This is a genomic window from Kitasatospora sp. NPDC022856 (genome assembly GCF_055561235.1).
The window spans coordinates 140,575-158,070 of sequence record NZ_JBVHHE010000017.1 but is presented as its reverse complement, the minus strand read 5'-3'; the positions used below and the strand labels follow the sequence as shown (position 1 = coordinate 158,070).

The following is a 17,496-nucleotide window of genomic DNA, read 5'->3' as shown; positions in this document are numbered from 1 at the left end:
GGCTCGCGCCGGTCGGCGGTCGCCTCGTCGGCCGGCACCGTTGGGCGTCAGGTCCGGGTCTGCCGACAGGTGGGCGCGGACGTAGGGGATGGCGACAGTCTCCACGGGCCGGTCGGGGTTGAAGGCAGGGTGGACGTTCACTTCGAAGACGACACCGCCGCTCTGCGCGGCGAGGTCGACGCCGGCGAAGGGCAGTCCGACGGACGCGGTGGCGGCCACCGCGAGTTCGGCGAGCCTCGGGGGAAGCCGGTCGGGGCCCAACACGGTGGTGCCGGCCCCCTGGGAGACGTTGCACGGCCGGTCCGGGTCACTCTGGTGGCGTTCGAAGGCGTGGACGACCTTTCCGTTCAGCACGATCACGCGGTGCTGGTTGCGGCGGCCGTCGGCCGTGAAGTTCCCCGCATCGCGGGAGATGAGCCAGCCCTGCCCGGTGCTCCGGTAGAAGGCAGCGGCGGCCTTCAGCTGCTCGGTGCCGGTGACGTGGAAGACGTCCGCTCCGCCCATGCCGAGTACGGGCCGTGCCCACACGTCCCGGCCCAGGCGGCGGAACGCGCTCAGCATGTCGTGCCAGGAGCCGTTCATTCGCAGAGTCTCCATCTGCGCGACGGAGTCCCGGCTGAACCGCTCGACCATCAGGGACTTGTCCGTCGCGACCCGCCACGCCTCGGGATCCGCCGCGAGCGTCCGCGCTCCGAACCGGCGCAGCAGGTCCTGGAATCCTTCGAGGTGGCGTCTGCGGTGGGGAGGTATCTCGAAGACCACGACCACCGGTTCGACGGCCACCGGGGCGCGGCCCGGCCGGCGGACCGTGAGGAGGCCTCCGGCCCGCTCAAGGCCTGCCGTCACGGGCCCGTCGTCGTACAGGAGCCGCGCGTCCAGCCGCACCGGACCCTGGCCCGTCACCCGGGCGATCGCGTCGGCGAGGATCTCGCGGCTGCCCTCCTTGGACCCGTGGTCGGTCACCAACAACAACGGCATCATCGTCTCAGTCAACACCATCGCGGCGCCAATTCCGAGTGAGAGAAAACGAATTGGGCGGAAATCAGTTCCTGGTGGCATCCCTGTCCGGGTCTTCTGCCCGAGGCGTTCGCCGTTCGCGGACCGCCGTGGACCGCGACCCGCCCGGAGACCGGGGAGAGCGGGTACCTGGTGTCCCGAGTACCCGCTCTCACAGGCGGCTCGACGGTCGCCGATGGTCCCGGCGGCGCCCTGGCCGGGTACCGGTGCCGGACGGTCGGGCGGTCAGGCGGTCACGCGTCAGGCGGTCAGGCGGTCAGGAGGCCGTCGTCGAGCCGGACGTCGTGGAGCCTGAGCCAGGCGTCCAGCCGGACCGGGGGCTCGGTGTACACCGATCGCTGCATCATGGAGTAGGCGTTCTCGACCGGCGCGGCGAGGTGGGACCGGACGGCGTCGAGGTTCAGCAGCGGCCGCGCCGGGGCGTCCCGGTCGCCGGCGATCCGGGCGAGTTCGCGGTTGATGGCCCGGTCGTAGCCGAGGTCCTGGGTCGAGGGGTAGGGGGCCTTTCGGCGCTGTGCGATCGACCGCGGCAGCAGGTCCTTGGTGGCGTGGCGCAGCAGGCTCTTCTCCCGCCCGTCGAAGGTCTTGAACGCCCACGGCGTGTTGTAGACGTACTCGACGAGCCGGTGGTCGCAGAACGGCACCCGGACCTCCAGGCCGGTCGCCATGCTCATCCGGTCCTTGCGGTCGAGCATCATCTGGAGGAAGCGGGTGATGTTGAGGTGGCTGGCGAGGCGCATCCGGCGTTCGAGGCCGCTGTCCCCGGGCAGGTGGGTGACCTGGCCGACGGCGGTGCGGTACTCGTCGGCGACGTACTCGGCCAGGTTGAGGGACTTGACCAGGCCGGGGTCGAGGAAGCTGGTCGCCTGCTCGCTCACCGGGACCCGGTTGATGGCGTGCCACGGGAAGGTGTCGGCCTGCGAGGCCACCGGGTCGTGGAACCAGAGGTACCCGCCGAAGACCTCGTCGGCCGACTCGCCGGAGAGGGCGACGGTCGAGCTCTCGCGGACCGCCTTGAACAGCAGGTAGAGCGAGGGGTCGTGGTCGCCGATGCCGTAGGGCAGGTCCCAGGCCCGCAGCACGGTGTCGCGGACGCCGGGGTCGACGAGCTGGGCGGTGTCGAGGAGGATCTCGCGGTGCTCGGTGCCGACGTGGCGGACGAGTTCGGCGGCGAACGGGGCGTCCGGCGCGTCCCGGAACTGCTCGGGCTTGAACTCCCCGGCCAGTCCGACGAAGTCGACGGAGAAGGTGCGGACCCGGCTGCCGTCCTTGGCGTCGAGCGAGCGCTGGGCCAGCGCGGTGAGGGCGCTGGAGTCGAGGCCGCCGGAGAGCAGCGCGCAGAGCGGTACGTCGGAGACCATCTGCCGGCTCACCGCGTCCTCGATGAGCTCGCGGACGGTGGCGACGGTGGTGTCGAGGTCGTCGGTGTGCGGGCGGGTCTCCAGTGACCAGTAGCGCTCCTCGCGCAGCCCGTCGCGGCCGACCCGCAGGATGTGGCCCGGCCGTACCTCGTAGAGGTTCTTCAACGGGGTCCGGCCGGGCACCCGGGCGAGGGCGAGGGCATCGCGCAGCCCGTCCAGGTCGAGCGTCGCGGTGCTCCGCGGGTTGGCGAGGATGGCCTTGGGCTCGGACCCGAAGAGCACGCCGCCGTCGATCGGGTAGTAGAAGAGCGGCTTGACCCCGAGGCGGTCGCGGACCAGGAGCAGTTCCTGCGTCCGGGTGTCCCAGATCGCCAGGCCGAACATGCCGTTGAAGCGGTGGACGAACTCGCTCCCCCACTGGAGGTACGAGCGCAGCACCACCTCGGTGTCGCTCCTGGTGAGGAAGCGGTGGCCGAGCAGGACCAGTTCCTCGCGGATCTCCTGGAAGTTGTAGACCTCGCCGCTGTAGCTCAGGACCACGAGCGGCAGGCCGTCCGGACCGGTCTCCGGGGTGGTCATCGGCTGGGCGCCGCCCTCGATGTCGATCACCGCGAGCCTGCGGTGGCCGAGCATCGCGTGCGGGGCGGTCCAGACGCCTTCGGCGTCGGGCCCCCGGCAGGCCATGGTGTCCGTCATGGCCTGCGCGGTCGCTCCCTCCCTGGTCAGGTCGCGACCGAAGTCCACCCAGCCGACTATTCCACACATCTCGGACATCCCTTTCGTCGAGTGATCGAGCGCGTTTCAGTGGTACGTATCGACCTTCGACGGCTCCGCCGCCGGGGTGCGCGAGGACAACCGGTGCGCCAGCTCGGACAGGCCGAGGGCGGCCACCGCCAGCCCCGCTCCGATGAAGCTGATCCGGTCCGCGCCGATCGAGCTCATGCCGACCGCCCCGATGACGCCGGAGAAGGCGATGGCGAGGTAGAGGAAGGCCGCGTTGAGCGAGATCAGCAGGGGCGCGGACTCGGGTTCGAGGGTGATCAGACGGGTCTGCTGGGGGGCCGTGATGGCCCAGGCCGCGACACCGTACGCCACGATGACGACCAGCGCGGCCGGGTAGGAGCCGGTGGTCAGCGGGAGGACGACGAGGCTGAGGGCCAGCAGCACGATGGCGCCGCCCACCACCGGCCGGGCACCGATCCGGTCGACCAGAGCGCCGGCGTAGAAGTTGCCGACCGTGCCGGTCAGACCGAAGGCGAACATCAGGACCGCCAGCTTGGTGCCGCTGCCGCCGGTCGCGTCGGAGAACACCTCGGCCATGTAGGTGTAGACGATGTAGGCGGCGGTGAAGGCGACCAGCGTGGTCGCGAGCACGGTGACCACCCGGCGGTCGCCGAGCGGGGCGAGCCGCTGGCGCAGCCCGCCGGGGGCCGGCACGGACACCCGGGGCACCAGGGCCAGCACGCCGATCAGGCCCAGCGCCGTCAGCGCCGTGATGAACCACATCGTCGCCCGCCAGCCGAGGACGCTGCCGACCACGGTGCCGATCGGCGCGCCCAGGGCCGTCGCCGCCGTCAGCCCGGTGGTCACCGCGGCGATGGCCCGGCCCCGGCGTTCGGGTTCGACCAGACTGGCGGCCGTGACGCTGGCCGCGGGGATGTAGAGGCCGGCGCCCGCCGCGGCGATCATCTGCGCGACCAGGACGACCGCGAAGGACGGGGCGAGCCCGGTCGCGATCACGCCCGCCATGTAGAGCAGGACGGCGAGCTTGAGCACCCGGTGGCGGGGCCAGCCGGCGGTCAGGGTGCCGAGGACCGGCGACATCACGGCGCAGGTCAGCGCGAACACCGTGACGGTCTGGCCGGCGGTGGCGATCGAGACGTCCAGGGACTTGCTGAACTCGGGCAGCACCCCGGCGAGCACGAACTCGTCGGTACCGAGCGCGAAGGTGCCGAAGCCGAGCATCAGGACGGCTCGCCACGCACTCCTCGCCGATACCGCCTCGGGTTCGTCCTCGGCCATCAGCGCTGTTCCCGTGCCGGAATCGGTCAGCCGGGCCATGGGCCCTCCTTCATTCGGTACCGATCGGTTCTGTTTATGAGGACGGTACCGCTCGGTGCCGTTTGGGGTCAAGATCCGCTACCGTGGACCCATGGCGACCCATGCACGCGACCGCCTCCTCCAGACCGCGGAGGAGCTCTTCTACGCCGAGGGGATCCATGCCGTCGGCGTGGAGAGACTGCTGGCCGACTCCGGGGTCGGCCGGGCGTCCTTCTACCGGCACTTCACCGGCAAGGACGCCCTGGTGGCGGCCGTCCTGACCCGTCGGGACGAGAGCTGGCGCGCCTGGCTCGAAGACGCCGTGGACGCCCGCGGGGGCGGACCGCTCGCGGTCTTCGACGCCCTCGCGGAGGGGGCGGCGGACGTCAACTTCCACGGCTGCGCGTTCATCAACGCCATGGCGGAGGTGTCCGACCCCGCCAGCGAGGTGTACCGGCTGGCGGCAGCGCACAAACAGGCGGTGACCGACTTCCTCGACCGCCTGCTCGAAGCCGCCGGGCACAGCCGGCACTCCGAACTCGCGCCGCAGTTCGCCCTGCTGATGGACGGCGCCATCGTCACCGCGATGCGCGAGCGCAACGCCGCACCGGCCCTGCTGGCCCGCCGGATGGCGGAGCGGCTCCTCGACTGAGCGCCGCCCCCGTCCCGGGAGGGCCGGCGCGGCCCCGGCGGCCCCCGCGTCGGTCGGGCGGGCGGCGGCACGGCCCGGGGCGGGCGGCGTCTGCGGCGGTCGTGGCACGGGCTCTCCCCCTCTCTCGACTGTCCGGTTCGTCGGTCAGGGCCGGTGCCCGGGCCGGGCCACCGGCGGTGCGTCCGCCGCGGCCCGGCCCGGTGTCCCGATGGCGGCGGCGATGACCAGACCCCGCTTGTGCGTGATCGAGACCCCGATGGCCGCGATGCCGCGCTCCCGGGCCCTCAGCGCGGCCTCGCCGCCGAGCCGGACCACCGGCGCCCCGCCGTCGGCGCGCAGGACGCTCACCTGCCGGGGGGTCACTCCCCCGCCGAAGCCCGTGCCGATCACCTTCAGCACGGCCTCCTTGGCCGCGAACCGGCCGGTGAGGAACTCCCGGGCCCGCTCCGCCCCGTAGGAGTCCGCGATCTCCAGCTCCGCCGGCGCGTAGGCGTACACCCGGAACCAGGGCCGGCCGAGCAGCGCCGCCAGCTCGCCCTCCTGGAGGACGTCGACACCGATCCACACGGTCAGCGCACCCCCCGCCGAGGCGGCCGGACGACGCCGGCCCGGACGGCGGGCACGGCGCGGACGACGCCGGCACGGACCGGGCTCACCGGAGGAACGTGCCCTTGAGCACGCCCTGGAAGACGGCCAACCGCTGGATGTGCCCGGTGCCCTCCATGAACTCGAAGGCCCGCGCGTCCCGGTACAGCTTGTCGAGCAGCGGATCCGCCAGCAGGGCGCCCGGGCCCAGCAGTTCGGCGGCGGCCAGGGTGCTGCGCTCGGCGAGCTCGGCGGCACGCGTCTTGACCCCGGCGATCCGGTCCGCTCCCGTCCGGCCCGCGTCGATCGCGGCGGCCACCTCGTAGTTCCGGTGCCGCAGCGCGGCGAGCGCGTCCACCAGCTCGTCCAGCCGCAACCGGTCCGTACCGGTGAGCCCCGGACGCTCCTCCCGCACGTGGTCCAGCACCGCGCGGACCAGCCCCAGCGCCGTCCCGGCGAGCACCGGACGGAACCGCTGCAAGGTCCGGATGGCGCCGACCAGCCCGCGCCGGCTGGGCTTGAGCGTCTCGTAGCCGAGGATCTGCTCGCGCTCCACCCGGACGTCCTCGAACCGGATCGCGGAGATCCGCGCGCCGCGCAGGCCGACGGTCGGGATCAGCTCGGCCCGCAGGCCAGGCGCCGTGGTGTCCAGCAGCACCGCCTCGATGCCGAGCGGTCCCGGTGCCCGGCGGCAGAACACCACGCCCAGCTGGGCGAAGGCGGCGTTGCCCACGTAGCGCTTGGCGCCGTTCAGCCGGAAGCCGTCCCCGTCCGGGGTGAGCGCCGTCTCCAGTTCGGCGGCGGCGGACCCCTTCTCGGGCTCGGTCAGTCCGAAGAAGGTCCAGGTCGACCCGGGGGCCGCCACCCGCTCGTAGTAGGCCTGCCGCTGCTTGTCGTCACCCAGCGCGGCGACCGCCACGCCGGACATCAGCGGGCCGGGGCAGGCGAGCATGAAGCCCGCGTCTCCATAGCTCAACTCCTCGATGGCAATCGAGTGTTCGAGACAGGAACTCATGTCGTAGGTGTGTCCGTCGATGCGCAGCGGCCGCTCCAGGTACTCCACCGGGACGGTGGCCTTGCGCATGATGTCCACCACGGGGAGGTGCAGCCAGCGGTCGATCGCCTCAGGGTCGCGGTCGATCTCCAGACCGATCCCGCGCAGCTCTCCCGCGGACTCGCGGATGTGGGACCTGAGCGCGGCTGTCCGGTGCGGGTCCGGCTCACTCATTCCCGTCCTCGTCTCGTTCTCGGCGGTCCGGCAGGAGGTAGGTGTTGCCCAGCAGTTCGGCGAGGTACAGCAGCCGGCCGGGGCCGTCGGCCACGAAGCCGCTCGCGCCGTACAGCTTGATCGCGACGCGGCCCGCGTCCACCAGCCCGCGGTGGATCCGGTGGCGGCGCGCGGCGGTGCGGTCGGGGATCGCCAGCAGGTCGGCCGCCTCGGTGAGGGCCAGCGCGACGTCGGCCACCGCGCTCCGCACCAGTTGACGGTTGAGCAGGGTGGCGCCCTCCGAGGTGCGGTCGTTGAGCCGGACCACGACGGCGTCGAGCAGCCCGCGGAGCAGCTCCCGGTGGAGCCGGAGCAGCCCGTCGGCGAACAGCTCCCGGGCCCGGTCCGGCGACGGCGCCCCGGGGCCGGTCACGGCGAGCGCGTCGAAGCCGCCCGGCACCGGGGTGCCCTCCGGCAGGCGCCCGGCCGAGGCGACGGCCCAGCCGCCGGTCGAGCTGACCAGCGCGCCCGGGCCTGCCAGCTCGTGGCAGGCGTCGAGCGCGGCGGCGAAGTTCCGCAGGGCCGCCGCGGCCCCGGCGCTACCGGTGCCGACGCCGCCGGGCGCCGTCCGGGGCGGGGTGTCGACCGGCGGCATCAGAGCGCTCCCCTGCCGGAGGCCGCGGTCCCGGCGGAGTCCGAGGCCAGCACGGCCAGGTGGCTCTCGCCGGAGCGCGGGTCGGTGTCGCAGAGCAGCACCGTGGCGTACCGGTGCTGCCAGGAGCGCCAGTTCCGGGCCAGTGCCAACCAGACGCTGGTGCAGTAGCTGCCGGGCTCCACCCGGTGCCGGGGGCCGTCCTGGTCCAGCCCCCGCCGGTCGAACCAGGGCCCGGTGACCACCAGCGTGCCCGCCGGGTCCTTGGCGGCCAGCTCCCCGAGGCGGTCGAGGGGCGACTCGGTGGCGGGGATCGTCTCGACCCCCGCCACCCGGGGTCCGCCGGTGGTGCCGAGGACCAGCACCACCCCGGAGTCGACCAGGCCGTTGTCGTGGACCAGGGGGAACCGGGTCGGCAGGGTGGTCTGTTCGAGGACGGCGAGCACCGCCGTCCGGCTCCGGCCCGCCCGCTGGAAGGCGGAGACGACCCGCAGCGCGGTGAACGGTGCGGCCAGGCCCTGCTGGCCGATGCCGAGGTTGTTGGCGGACCCGCCGCCGAGCAGCCGGTCGAGGTAGGGCGCGATGGCGACGAACGGCGTCACGTCCGGCAGTGCCTGCGCCACGATCACCAGGTCGGGCGCACTGTCCCGGACGCCCTCGATCGCCGCGAGCCGGTCGACCAGGTCGCGGTGGGTGACGTTCGGCGCGGCGCGCAGCAGGTCCGGCGCCACCTCCAGGCCGAAGGGCTCGACCAGGTCGCGGTAGTAGGAGAGCGTCGCCGGGTCCTCGTCGTACGGCCGGCGCGGCGGGGAGACCACCGCGCCGGCGCCCTGGAGGGTCGTGGACATCGCGGTCTCCCTCATGCCCCGTCGGCCTGGGCCAGGACGTAGTCGGTGAGGGTGCCCACCGACGTGAAGTCGTCCATGTCCAGGGCTTCCGGGTCCACCGAGATCTCGACCGTGTCCTCCAGGACCATCAGCAGTTCCAGGACGGAGGTGGAGTCCAGGTGCAGGTCCTCGAAGAGCCGGGCGTCCTCGGTGATACCGGTGACGGCCCGCTCCAGGACCTCGCTGAGAGCGGCCTCCACCGCGGACACCACGTTCTGACGTTCCATGTTCCGGTTCACTCCTCTGTGCCGGGGCTGTCGGGGCTGGGCTTGGCTGGGCTGTCAGGGCTGTAGGGCTGTCGGGGTTGTCGGGGCTGGCGGTGGCTCTGTCACGGTCGCGCGGTCGGGGACTTCGCGGCTGCCGGGGCTGCCGGGGCTGCCGGGGCTGCCGGGAACGGCCGCCGACCGGTCAGTCGAAGTCGACGAGGTGCTGCTTGGCGAGGATCTCCTCGCGGCGGTCCCGCTCCCGGACCAGGTGCGCGGCACCGTTGTGGACCAGGACCTCGGCGGGGAATCCGTGGCTGAGGAAGAGCCCGGGGGAGGCGGTCGGCCCGTAGGCGCCGGAGCGCTCGACGCCCAGCAGGTCGCCGGCCTCGACCGGCGGCAGGGCGACCTTCTTGCCGATGACGTCGTTGGGCGTGCAGAGCGGCCCGGTGACGGTGTACGTGTCGCTGGGCTCGTCCCGGTACCTGGTCAGCGAGCGGATCGGGAAGTTGCGCTTGACGAAGCTGCCGACGCCGACCGCCGCCATGTGGTGGTTGGTGCCGCCGTCGGCGACCACGAAGCGTTCGCCGAGGGACTCCTTCACGTACAGCGCGCGCACCACGTACGTACCGGCGTGCGCGGTCAGGTAGCGGCCGAGCTCGTTGATCAGCCGGCAACCGGGGTGCGCCCGGACGAAGGGCTCGACGACCTCGTTGATGCCGGCGAGGACGGCCCCCAGGTCGAGGTCCTTCTCGTTGTCGAAGTAGGCGACGCCGAAGCCGCCGCCGAAGTCGACGGTCTCCAGCGGGATGCCGAGCGTCTGCGACAGCTCCTCGGCGATCACCAGGATCTGCCGGGTGTTGTGCACCAGGTCGTCGGCGTTCAGGAACCGGGTGCCCATGTAGGCGTGGAAGCCGCGGACCCGGACCCGGCGCAGTGCGTCGATCACCGGGCGGGAACGGCGCAGCAGTTCCGCGTCGATTCCGAACTGGCGCGGCTTGCCGCTCATGGCGAGGCCCGAGCCCTTGGTGTGGAAGTCGGGGTTGACCCGGAGCAGGACCGGCACCTCCGCCCGCCCCGCCTGTTCGGCGATCTCCTCCAGGAGGCGCAGCTCGTCCAGGGACTCGCAGACGATGGCGTGCAGGTTCGCCGCGACGCACGCCTCCAGCTCGGCGCGGGTCTTGCCCGGCCCCAGGAAGATCACGTTCTCCGGCGCGATGCCGGCCCGCTGGACGGTCATCAGCTCGACCAGGGAGGAGATCTCGGCGCCGGCGCCGAGCGAGCCGAGGTAGCCGCAGACGGCGACGTTGGGGTTGGCCTTGAGCGAGAGGAAGACGTCCACCGCGGGGTGGAGCCCCTCGCGCAGCGACTGGTAGACGGTGCGCAGCACCTCGGCGTCGTAGACGAACAGCGGGGTGCCGAACTGCTCGGCGATCCGCGAGACCGGTACCCCCTGCACCCTCAGTTCGCTGGTGTTCATGGCGTCCTTTCGGTGGTGCCGAGACGGTGGAGCGCCTCGGTGGTCCGGCGGTCGAGGTCGCCGAGGCCGTGCCGGTCGGCGGCGAAGAGCAGGGTGTAGAGCCGGCCGTCGAACGGGAGGGAGGTGCCGGCCTGCGCGTTGACCGTGCCGAAACAGGTGACGACCAGCCCGGTGCCGTCGACGGGCGGCCGGGCGAGGTCCCCGAGGGCGTGGGCCACCTCGTCGAAGGAGACCGGGGCGGAGATCCGCAGTGGGTAGTGCTTCGCCAGCGCGGCCCCGCCCGGGGCGAGGAAGCGCTCGGTGACCTGCCCCTGGTAACTGGACATGTTCAGACGGGCGTTGATCTCCAGGACGGGGTACACCAGATCGTCCCGCCCGAGCAGCGCGTCCACGCCGACCACGCCGAAGAAGCCGTCCTCGAAGAGCCGGGCACCCAGCCGCTCGGCGGCGGCGACGAGGCCCTCGTGCTGGACGGGCGAGAGCGCGGCGGGCATGACGTGCCCGAGGTGGACGCCGCCGGAGGTCAGGGCCTCCTTCGCGAAGTCGAACCTCACCCGCCCGTCCCGGGCGATGGTGAACTGGTAGTTGAGATCGAACCGCTTGGGCAGGAACCGCTCGACGACGACGTGGATCGCGTCGTCCCCGTTGCTCCGCGCGCGGCGGTCGACCATGCGCAGCAGCCGGTCGGCCTTCTTGCGGCTGTCGAGCACGATCAGGCCCTTGCCGGAGACGCCGTAGGCGTCCTTGACGATCACCGGCCCGCCGTCGCCCAGCGAGTCGTCGAGCGCCCGGTGGAGCTCGCCCACCGTCTCGCAGGTGAAGCCGGGGATCGCCCGCAGGCCGAGCTCCTCGGTCAGCCGGCGGCTGTAGATCTTGCTGTTGACCCGCGCCGAGGTCTCCGGACCGGGCACCGCGGGGCGCAGCCCGGTCCGCCGGCAGATCTCCTGCTCCAGGGGGGAGTTGCCCATCGGCATCAGGTAGGCGCCGCCGCCCGCGAGCACCCGCAGCCGGTCCAGCAGCTCCGGGGAGTCGAGGACGGCCCCGCTGGTGCCGTCCTCGCCGGCCGGTGCCCGGGTGATCAGTTCGGTGGGCGCGCCGAGCCCGGTCTTCTCCGCGTACGCGCGGTAGCCGGGATCGAGCGGGCGGTCGAGCAGCAGGTGGTCGGTCGGCTCGGCGAGCAGGGCGCCGAGCTCCTCCATCCGCTGCACGGTCGCGGCGGTGGTGGTGATCCGCGCCGCCGGGAGCCCGGTGTGGCCGCGCGCCCACTGGTTCTCCACCTCGAAGTTGCAGAGCCAGACGAACCGCGCTTCGCGGTCGCCGGTCAGCGCCTCCTTGAGGTCCGCCGTGTAGGCGGTGCCGGTCATGGGGTGCCTCCCTCTCGGTGGGTGATGACCATGGCGCCGAAGGTGGCGCCCAGGCCGACCGAGACCAGGACGTAGTGGCCGCCGTCGACCAGCCGGCCCCGCTCGCGCAGGGTGGTGTAGTTGAGGAACACGTCCGAGGCGAAGCAGTGGCTGTAGAGCGGGATGTTGTCCAGGAAGAAGCGGTCCGGGTCGGCGCCCATCCGCTGGATGGTGTGGCGCCAGGAGACGGCGTTGACGTTGTGCGGGATGACCAGGTCGATCTCGTCGAAGCTCAGGCCGGCCCGGCGGACGGACTCCTCGATCACCTCGCCGAGCACGGTGGCGTAGTCCTGGCCGAAGGCGCTGATCTCCTGCGGGGTCATCTCCAGGCCCGCCGCGTAGGCGCCGAGGGTGCGGGTCAGGTACGAGCGCACCTCGTCGCCGGGGCCGCCGACGGTCAGCAGGCAGGCGGAGGCCGCGTCCGCCATCACCGCGCTGTTCGGGATCAGCTGGACCTTCGGGGAGTACGCCCGCTCCCCCGTGACCATCAGCGCGTACGCGCCCTCGGGCGCCTCGGCCCGCAGCAGCTCGCCGGCCAGGTCGATGGCGCCGAGGCTGCTGACACACGCCTGCTGGGTGAGGGCGAAGGCCTCGGCGTCGTGCAGCCCCAGCTTCGCCCGGATGACCCGGGCGGCGTCGATGTGCGGCGGGGCGAGCGTCTGCACGGTGTGCGCGTAGATGACGTAGTCGACCCGCCGTCCTGCGGGAAGCGCCGCCAGGGCACGGCGGGCCGCGGGAAGCACCAGGTCGAAGAGGCCGGTGCCGGGATCGAACCGCAGCCGGTCGAGGCCGTAGATCTTCCGGAACACCCCCACTTCGGCGCGGCGCAGCCCCAGGCTCTCGGCGAGGTCGTCGATCCGCACGCTCCGTTCGGGGAGGAACGACTCGATCCTCTCCAGTGTGGTCACGCCACCCATCCGGGTACTCCCCTCATCCGCCCGCTCCTCCTCCGCTCCCTCCTCATCCGCCCGCTCCTCAGCGGCCGGCGAACTCGGCGCGGACCAGCCAGCTGCGCGCCACGCCCCGGCGGTCGCGGGGCTGCACCTCGTACGGCCAGCGCCCCTGGCCCGCGCCGGGCTCGCCGGGCTCGCGCAGCTCGCGGACCTTCCAGCCGGTACCGGCCAGGAACTCCTCCGGCTCGTCGGTGCCGAAGAGCCAGGGCGTGCCGTCCTCGCGCAGGCCGGCCAGGAATGCCCTGGAGAAGGGGCTGCGCAGCAGCGCCCGGCTGGCGAAGTCGACGGCCAGCCGGCTGCCGGGGGCCGAGACCGAGCCGAGTACGCCGAGCAGGTGGGAGGCCTGCTCCTCGGTGAGGAAGAACATCAGCCCTTCGGCGACCCAGAGCGTGGGCAGTTCCGGGTCGAAGCCGGCGCGGTGCAGCGCGGGCAGCCACTCCGTGGCGAGGTCGGCCGACACCTCGCGGCGCTCCACCGTGGGCTCCGCCCCGAGCGCGGCCAGCCGGGCACGCTTCTCGTCGATGAGGCCGCCGTGGTCGACCTCGTACACCGTGCTGCCGGGCGGCCAGGCCAGCCGGAACGCCCGGGTGTCCATCCCGGCGGCGACCAGGACCACCTGCCGGATGCCGCTGTCCGCCAGCAGCGCCTCGATGCTGTCGTCGAGGTACTTGGTGCGGATGGCGATGAACGGGATCAGGCCGCCGCCGCCGTACTTGTCGAGGAGCTCGAAGCCGCGCGGGGCCGCGAGATCGCGCGCGAACCTGTCCTGGAACATGGCGTCACCGGGGCGCTCGGACTCGACGGCGCGGGCCGCGGCGGTCCACTGGGCCGTGTACGAGACAGCTTCCATGGGGATGGCCTCCTACGGGAGTCGGGCCGGGGTGAAGAAGGCCTTCTCGATCGACGAGAGGGTCTGGAGGTCCTGCATGTCGATGCTGTCGAAGTCGATCTCGACGCCGCTGGCGCTCTCGATCGTGTAGACCAGCTCCACGAAGGAGAGCGAGTCGACGAGGCGGCTCTCGATGAGGTTCTCGTCGGGCTCGATGGATTCCCGGTCCGGGTGCCTGGCCAGGATCCACTCGCGGACCTGGTCGATTCCTGCCGAAGCCATTGCCACTCCTCGGGTGTTGGGGCGATAGGGGGATAGGGCGATCCGGGCATGCTCGGGCCGTGCTGGATGCGTCGGGACGTACGCACTCCACGCAGCCCGTGCCGGATGCGCTCGGGCCGGTGCGGGATCTACGCGGCCCGGTGCGGGATCTACGCGGAGGCTCCGCGGCTCAGGCGAGCTGCCGGACCGCGGTCCGCACCGCGTCCAGGGCCTCGACCGCGTCGCCGTGGTGCAGGTCGACCAGGACGGAGAGCCACCGCTCCAGGCCGAACGCCACGCAGCTGGTGAAGACGAACTCGTTCTCCGGCCCGCGGATGTCGCAGCGCTCGCCGAAGAAGTTGCGGTGCGTGTTGACGGAGGAGACGGCCAGGTCGCCGACCTGGAACTCGTACTTGACCGGGCTGAGCTTCTGGAGCAGGGCTCGGGCGCCGTCGGCCCGGAAGAACGGGTCGAAGGCGGGCACCTTCTCCAGCCGCAGGGACAGCGCGTCGGCGAACGCGGCGATCCGCTCGGCGAAGGACCCGAGGACCTGCTGCGTGTGCTCGTACGAGCCGAGTGCGACGACCTCGCGCATCTGGAAGCTGAGCAGCCGCCGCAGGCCCTCGTACCGCTCCTCGTTGCGGAAGCAGCGGTTGACCAGGGTGATCAGCGCGTCCGCCGCCACGACGGAGTTCTCGTAGTACAGGAAGGCGCTGTAGCAGGTCGCGTGGGGCAGGCCGACCTGTGCGCCGCGCAGTGCGGCGGGCGCGAACCGGCCGTCGACGGGCTTGTTCTCGCCGCTCTCCAGGTCGAGTCCGGCACCGACGAGGGCGAGGTGCGGGAAGTTGACGTAGACGTCGAACTTCTCCAGGTCCGACACCGGGTACAGCGGCGGCGGGAGGATCTCGCGGGCTCCGGCGGAGCGGCCCCAGCCGGCGAACGTCCGGTCGAGTTCGAGGAGCAGGTCGGTCTGGTCCGGGTCGAGGATGACCAGTCCGCCGGCGGGGCCGGTGGTTCGGGGGGCGGTGCCGGCCATCAGATGAGCCCCGTCCTCTCGAGGTACTTGGCGGTCTTGCGGTAGACGCTCTGCTCGAACTCGGCGCGCTGCGGGGATTCGAGGAGCTGCCGGCGCAGGCCGTGCGGGTCCTCGATGCCCGCGTCCCGGTACACCTGCGGGCTGTAGAGCGTCTCGAAGCTGTAGGTCATGTAGCGCCGGATGTAGCCGGCGATGTCCCGCATCTCCTCCTCGGTGGAGGTCTGCCGGACGTCGGCGGCCAGCGCGGTGACCAGTTCACGGCCGAAGGCGATGTGCCGCGACTCGTCCTGGTGGTGGATCCGGTTGATCCCGCGGATCGTCTCGTGCAGGCGGTCGTCCAGCGCCATCCGGGAGTTGAAGTGGTCCACCAGTTCCTCGAAGATCAGGATCCGGGCGAAGACCAGCAGGCTCTCCACGTTCGAGCGGGGGATCTCGACGTTCGCACCGGCCGGCTGCCGGTAGATCTTCCTGCCGTAGCGCAGGCAGAACTCGGCGAAGAACCACATGTGCTCGTTCTCCTCACCGATGAAGTGGTGGAAGAAGTCCGAGGGCGTCTCGAAGCCGGTGGTGTGAATCCGCTTGGTGACCTCGATGAGAAGTTCCCGGATTCCGTGCACATTGAGGCTGTAGAAGTTGATGCTCTCGTACCGCGACAGTGCGTGGAGCTCCTTTTCGGTGAGCCGCCGGGCGGCCTCGGTACCGTGGGTGGTGGTGAGTTCGGGGCTCATCCACCACATCTCCTCGGGCAGGCTGTCCGGCCACTCGAAGAGTTTGTAGGGGTTGTAGTAGTCATCGATCGACTTCGTGGTCAGACGGTCGAGTATTTCCAGGAACCGGCCGTCCTGGTCGATCAGTTTGCTGACCATGCTGGCGTTGACCTCCGAGTTTCCCCGGCCGCCTCGTGGTGACCGGCGGCTCCAATGCCGTGCCGTTTTCCGGCACTCTTCGAAGGTAGGGAAGTCCCGGCGGGCGCCGCAATGACCTGATGTGGTGTGGCCACATACGGCCATATCGAAGCGGCGACGCCCGCCGGGACCGACGGCACCGGGCCGGTCAGCCGGCGGCGCCCCGGACCGGCAGGAGTCCGGCCTGGACGGCGGCCGCGCCCGCCTGGAACCGGCTCTCGGCGTTCAACTCGTCCATGATGGTGGCGAGGTGACGGCGGAAGGTCCGCGAGGACATGCCGATGCGCCGGGCCACCACCTCGTCCTTGAGCCCCGAGGCGAGCAGTTCCAGGATGGCGCAGCGGACCTCGTCCAGGGTCTCGCCGTACCTGACCACGTTCGAGTCGATGTCCGTCCCGGACGCCCAGGCGTGCTCGTAGGAGCGCACCAGCCGGGCGACGATGGCCTGCTCGTAGACGACGGTGACGCCCGCGTCGTCGCCCCCGGGGTCGGCCAGGAAGGCCACCTCGCCACCCACGATGACCAGGCGCTCGAAGGCCTGGGTCGAGGTGCGGACCCGCGCGCTCGCCTCGGCCAGCGTCCGCAGGCTGCCGCGTGAGGCCAGGCTGCTGCGGGCGGTGTGCGGGTACAGGACCTGAATCGGGACCCCGGGCGGCAGCGCCGACAGGCCCAGCACGTGCGAGTCCTGCCCCTGGACCGGGGCGAACGGCTCCATGACGAGGATCTCGGACGGGCGGTCGCGCAGGGCGTCCGCCATCCGCAACCCGGTCTGCTCCCGGTCCAGCCCGCTGAGCACCGGCTCCCTCCGCAGCCGGGTGCGCTGGAGGCTGCTGTAGGTGTCGGCGAACGAGCCCAGCGTGTCCTGGAAGTCCGTCAGTTCACGGCGCTTCTCGCGGATCGCCTGCTCCAGCGGCATGAGCAGTTCCAGTTGGGCGATCTCGGGGCTGCGCGCCACGAAGCGCCCCTGCTCCTGGCAGTACCTGACGAGCTTCAGGCAGCGCAGGGCGGAGAGCGCCTGTTCCGCCCGCTCGGCCGTGATTCCCAGGTCGGTGGCGAGCTCCGGGAGGGTCACCCCCTTGGCCACCAGCAGCCGCTCGTAGACCCGGACCGCCAGCTCCTCGTCGATCGAGCACAGTCCCCGCTTCACGCTCTGTCTCCGTCCGCTCGTCCGGTGGATCCGACACCCAGATCCGCGGTGATCGTCGCGACCACCGCGGCCAACTGCTGATCGAGGAAGAAGTGGCCACCGGGGAAGGAGGCGAGCCGGAACTCCGCTGTGGTGTGGCCCTTCCAGCCGAGCGCCGCCGCCGGGTCGAGATACGGGTCGGCGTCCGCGAACAGGAAGGTGACCGGACAGGTCACGGTGGTGTCGGGCCGGGCGGTGTAACGGGAGTTGGCCCGGTAGTCGTTGCGGATGACGGTCAGGATCGACTCGCGGTACTTCGGGCGGTCCAGCAGCCTCGCCGGGATCCCGCCCAGCTCCCGGAGTTCGTCCAGGACCTCGTCGTCGCCCCGGGGGATGTTCAGGCCGAGCCCGGCGGACGGCGAGCGGCGGCCCGAGACGAACAGCCGCACCGGCGCCCGCCCGGCCGCCTCCAGCCGGCGGGTCACCTCGAAGGCGACGACCGAGCCCATGCTGTGGCCCAGCACGGCCAACGGCAGGTCGTCGAAGCCGTGCAGTTCGGCGCCGATCCGGTCGGCCAGCGCGCCGATGTCGTCGATCCCGCGCTCCCCGGACCCGCCGCGCCGCCCGGGGTACTGGACCGACAGCGCCTCGACGTCGCCGGGAAGGGCGGCCGAGAGCCGGCGGTAGGTGCCCGCCGAGGCCCCGGCGTGCGGGCAACAGACCAGGCGCAGTCCGGCCTTCGGTGCGGGGTCGAATATCTGGATCCATCCCGTGTTATTGGTCAAGCCTTGTTCTTCCATCCCAGTTGTCCCGTCCTATCCGATCACTGGGCAGCGGAGACGCAAATGATTGACGCAGGCGTGGAAGTTCTTCGGTGAGGAGAGTCGGCAGAAGGCAGG

17 protein-coding genes and 1 pseudogene are annotated in these 17,496 nt (G+C 71.9%); 1 reads left to right on the top strand and 17 read right to left on the bottom strand.

Annotated elements, in window-relative coordinates; translation table 11 throughout:
* Positions 1 to 183 precede the first annotated feature (183 nt).
* The 3 genes and pseudogenes from ACZ34W_RS22960 to ACZ34W_RS22950 all read right to left on the bottom strand — a co-directional run.
* Positions 184 to 561, bottom strand: a pseudogene (locus ACZ34W_RS22960) (ATP-grasp domain-containing protein); the annotation flags it as partial.
* A gap of 704 nt (positions 562 to 1,265) precedes the next feature.
* Positions 1,266 to 3,143, bottom strand: a complete 1,878-nt coding sequence (gene asnB, locus ACZ34W_RS22955; RefSeq protein ID WP_465606608.1) for an asparagine synthase (glutamine-hydrolyzing) — start codon at positions 3,141 to 3,143, stop codon at positions 1,266 to 1,268.
* Positions 3,144 to 3,179: 36 nt separating this feature from the next.
* Positions 3,180 to 4,439 carry an MFS transporter gene (locus ACZ34W_RS22950; RefSeq protein ID WP_465606606.1) on the bottom strand — a complete coding sequence of 420 codons (1,260 nt, stop codon included), beginning with the start codon at positions 4,437 to 4,439 and terminating at the stop codon, positions 3,180 to 3,182.
* Between the two features lie 91 nt (positions 4,440 to 4,530).
* On the opposite strand from ACZ34W_RS22950, the gene ACZ34W_RS22945 reads away from it, so the two are divergent.
* Entirely contained in the window at positions 4,531 to 5,070 is a 540-nt protein-coding gene (locus ACZ34W_RS22945) for a TetR/AcrR family transcriptional regulator (RefSeq protein WP_465606604.1), read from the top strand.
* Between the two features lie 144 nt (positions 5,071 to 5,214).
* Here ACZ34W_RS22945 and ACZ34W_RS22940 read toward each other — a convergent pair whose 3' ends face one another.
* From ACZ34W_RS22940 to ACZ34W_RS22875, 14 genes are all read right to left on the bottom strand, one after another.
* On the bottom strand, positions 5,215 to 5,637 hold the full coding sequence (locus tag ACZ34W_RS22940; RefSeq protein ID WP_465606602.1) for a holo-ACP synthase: 423 nt from the start codon (positions 5,635 to 5,637) through the stop codon (positions 5,215 to 5,217).
* Positions 5,638 to 5,722: 85 nt separating this feature from the next.
* Complete coding sequence (locus ACZ34W_RS22935; RefSeq protein WP_329485897.1) at positions 5,723 to 6,883, bottom strand: acyl-CoA dehydrogenase family protein; 1,161 nt, start codon at positions 6,881 to 6,883, stop codon at positions 5,723 to 5,725.
* Positions 6,876 to 7,517 (bottom strand): hypothetical protein, encoded by a 642-nt coding sequence (locus ACZ34W_RS22930; protein ID WP_465606600.1) that lies wholly within the window; start codon positions 7,515 to 7,517, stop codon positions 6,876 to 6,878. The genes ACZ34W_RS22935 and ACZ34W_RS22930 overlap by 8 nt, the downstream gene beginning before the upstream one ends.
* On the bottom strand, positions 7,517 to 8,362 hold the full coding sequence (locus ACZ34W_RS22925; RefSeq protein WP_465606598.1) for a hypothetical protein: 846 nt from the start codon (positions 8,360 to 8,362) through the stop codon (positions 7,517 to 7,519). Before ACZ34W_RS22925 ends, ACZ34W_RS22930 begins: the two co-directional genes overlap by 1 nt.
* A gap of 11 nt (positions 8,363 to 8,373) precedes the next feature.
* Complete coding sequence (locus ACZ34W_RS22920) at positions 8,374 to 8,628, bottom strand: acyl carrier protein (RefSeq protein WP_465606596.1); 255 nt, start codon at positions 8,626 to 8,628, stop codon at positions 8,374 to 8,376.
* Positions 8,629 to 8,809: 181 nt separating this feature from the next.
* On the bottom strand, positions 8,810 to 10,084 hold the full coding sequence (locus tag ACZ34W_RS22915; protein WP_329485901.1) for a type III PLP-dependent enzyme: 1,275 nt from the start codon (positions 10,082 to 10,084) through the stop codon (positions 8,810 to 8,812).
* Positions 10,081 to 11,448, bottom strand: a complete 1,368-nt coding sequence (locus tag ACZ34W_RS22910; protein ID WP_465606593.1) for a preATP grasp domain-containing protein — start codon at positions 11,446 to 11,448, stop codon at positions 10,081 to 10,083. Before ACZ34W_RS22910 ends, ACZ34W_RS22915 begins: the two co-directional genes overlap by 4 nt.
* The gene (locus ACZ34W_RS22905) at positions 11,445 to 12,404 is read right to left on the bottom strand and encodes a 3-oxoacyl-[acyl-carrier-protein] synthase III C-terminal domain-containing protein (protein ID WP_465606591.1); all 960 of its coding nucleotides are present in this window, start codon (positions 12,402 to 12,404) and stop codon (positions 11,445 to 11,447) included. The genes ACZ34W_RS22910 and ACZ34W_RS22905 overlap by 4 nt, the downstream gene beginning before the upstream one ends.
* A 58-nt stretch (positions 12,405 to 12,462) precedes the next feature.
* Positions 12,463 to 13,290: a class I SAM-dependent methyltransferase gene (locus ACZ34W_RS22900; RefSeq protein ID WP_329485904.1), complete on the bottom strand. Its 828-nt coding sequence runs from the start codon at positions 13,288 to 13,290 to the stop codon at positions 12,463 to 12,465.
* 12 nt (positions 13,291 to 13,302) lie between these two features.
* On the bottom strand, positions 13,303 to 13,551 hold the full coding sequence (locus ACZ34W_RS22895; RefSeq protein WP_329485905.1) for a phosphopantetheine-binding protein: 249 nt from the start codon (positions 13,549 to 13,551) through the stop codon (positions 13,303 to 13,305).
* A gap of 169 nt (positions 13,552 to 13,720) precedes the next feature.
* Positions 13,721 to 14,566 (bottom strand): class-II aminoacyl-tRNA synthetase family protein, encoded by an 846-nt coding sequence (locus ACZ34W_RS22890; RefSeq protein ID WP_329485906.1) that lies wholly within the window; start codon positions 14,564 to 14,566, stop codon positions 13,721 to 13,723.
* Positions 14,566 to 15,432 (bottom strand): diiron oxygenase, encoded by an 867-nt coding sequence (locus ACZ34W_RS22885; protein WP_465606588.1) that lies wholly within the window; start codon positions 15,430 to 15,432, stop codon positions 14,566 to 14,568. The genes ACZ34W_RS22890 and ACZ34W_RS22885 overlap by 1 nt, the downstream gene beginning before the upstream one ends.
* A gap of 187 nt (positions 15,433 to 15,619) precedes the next feature.
* A complete protein-coding gene (locus ACZ34W_RS22880; protein WP_329485908.1) occupies positions 15,620 to 16,618 on the bottom strand; it encodes a LuxR C-terminal-related transcriptional regulator in 999 nt (332 codons plus the stop codon).
* Complete coding sequence (locus ACZ34W_RS22875; RefSeq protein ID WP_465606585.1) at positions 16,615 to 17,382, bottom strand: thioesterase II family protein; 768 nt, start codon at positions 17,380 to 17,382, stop codon at positions 16,615 to 16,617. The genes ACZ34W_RS22880 and ACZ34W_RS22875 overlap by 4 nt, the downstream gene beginning before the upstream one ends.
* Between the last annotated feature and the right edge of the window lie 114 nt (positions 17,383 to 17,496).

Coding starts and splice junctions, on each gene's coding strand:
- asnB (WP_465606608.1), bottom strand. CDS start 3,143: ATGTGTGGAATAGTCGGCTGGGTGGACTTCGGTCGCGACCTGACCAGG.
- ACZ34W_RS22950 (WP_465606606.1), bottom strand. CDS start 4,439: ATGGCCCGGCTGACCGATTCCGGCACGGGAACAGCGCTGATGGCCGAG.
- ACZ34W_RS22945 (WP_465606604.1), top strand. CDS start 4,531: ATGGCGACCCATGCACGCGACCGCCTCCTCCAGACCGCGGAGGAGCTC.
- ACZ34W_RS22935 (WP_329485897.1), bottom strand. CDS start 6,883: ATGAGTGAGCCGGACCCGCACCGGACAGCCGCGCTCAGGTCCCACATC.
- ACZ34W_RS22930 (WP_465606600.1), bottom strand. CDS start 7,517: ATGCCGCCGGTCGACACCCCGCCCCGGACGGCGCCCGGCGGCGTCGGC.
- ACZ34W_RS22925 (WP_465606598.1), bottom strand. CDS start 8,362: ATGTCCACGACCCTCCAGGGCGCCGGCGCGGTGGTCTCCCCGCCGCGC.
- ACZ34W_RS22920 (WP_465606596.1), bottom strand. CDS start 8,628: ATGGAACGTCAGAACGTGGTGTCCGCGGTGGAGGCCGCTCTCAGCGAG.
- ACZ34W_RS22915 (WP_329485901.1), bottom strand. CDS start 10,084: ATGAACACCAGCGAACTGAGGGTGCAGGGGGTACCGGTCTCGCGGATC.
- ACZ34W_RS22910 (WP_465606593.1), bottom strand. CDS start 11,448: ATGACCGGCACCGCCTACACGGCGGACCTCAAGGAGGCGCTGACCGGC.
- ACZ34W_RS22905 (WP_465606591.1), bottom strand. CDS start 12,404: ATGGGTGGCGTGACCACACTGGAGAGGATCGAGTCGTTCCTCCCCGAA.
- ACZ34W_RS22900 (WP_329485904.1), bottom strand. CDS start 13,290: ATGGAAGCTGTCTCGTACACGGCCCAGTGGACCGCCGCGGCCCGCGCC.
- ACZ34W_RS22895 (WP_329485905.1), bottom strand. CDS start 13,551: ATGGCTTCGGCAGGAATCGACCAGGTCCGCGAGTGGATCCTGGCCAGG.
- ACZ34W_RS22890 (WP_329485906.1), bottom strand. CDS start 14,566: ATGGCCGGCACCGCCCCCCGAACCACCGGCCCCGCCGGCGGACTGGTC.
- ACZ34W_RS22885 (WP_465606588.1), bottom strand. CDS start 15,432: ATGGTCAGCAAACTGATCGACCAGGACGGCCGGTTCCTGGAAATACTC.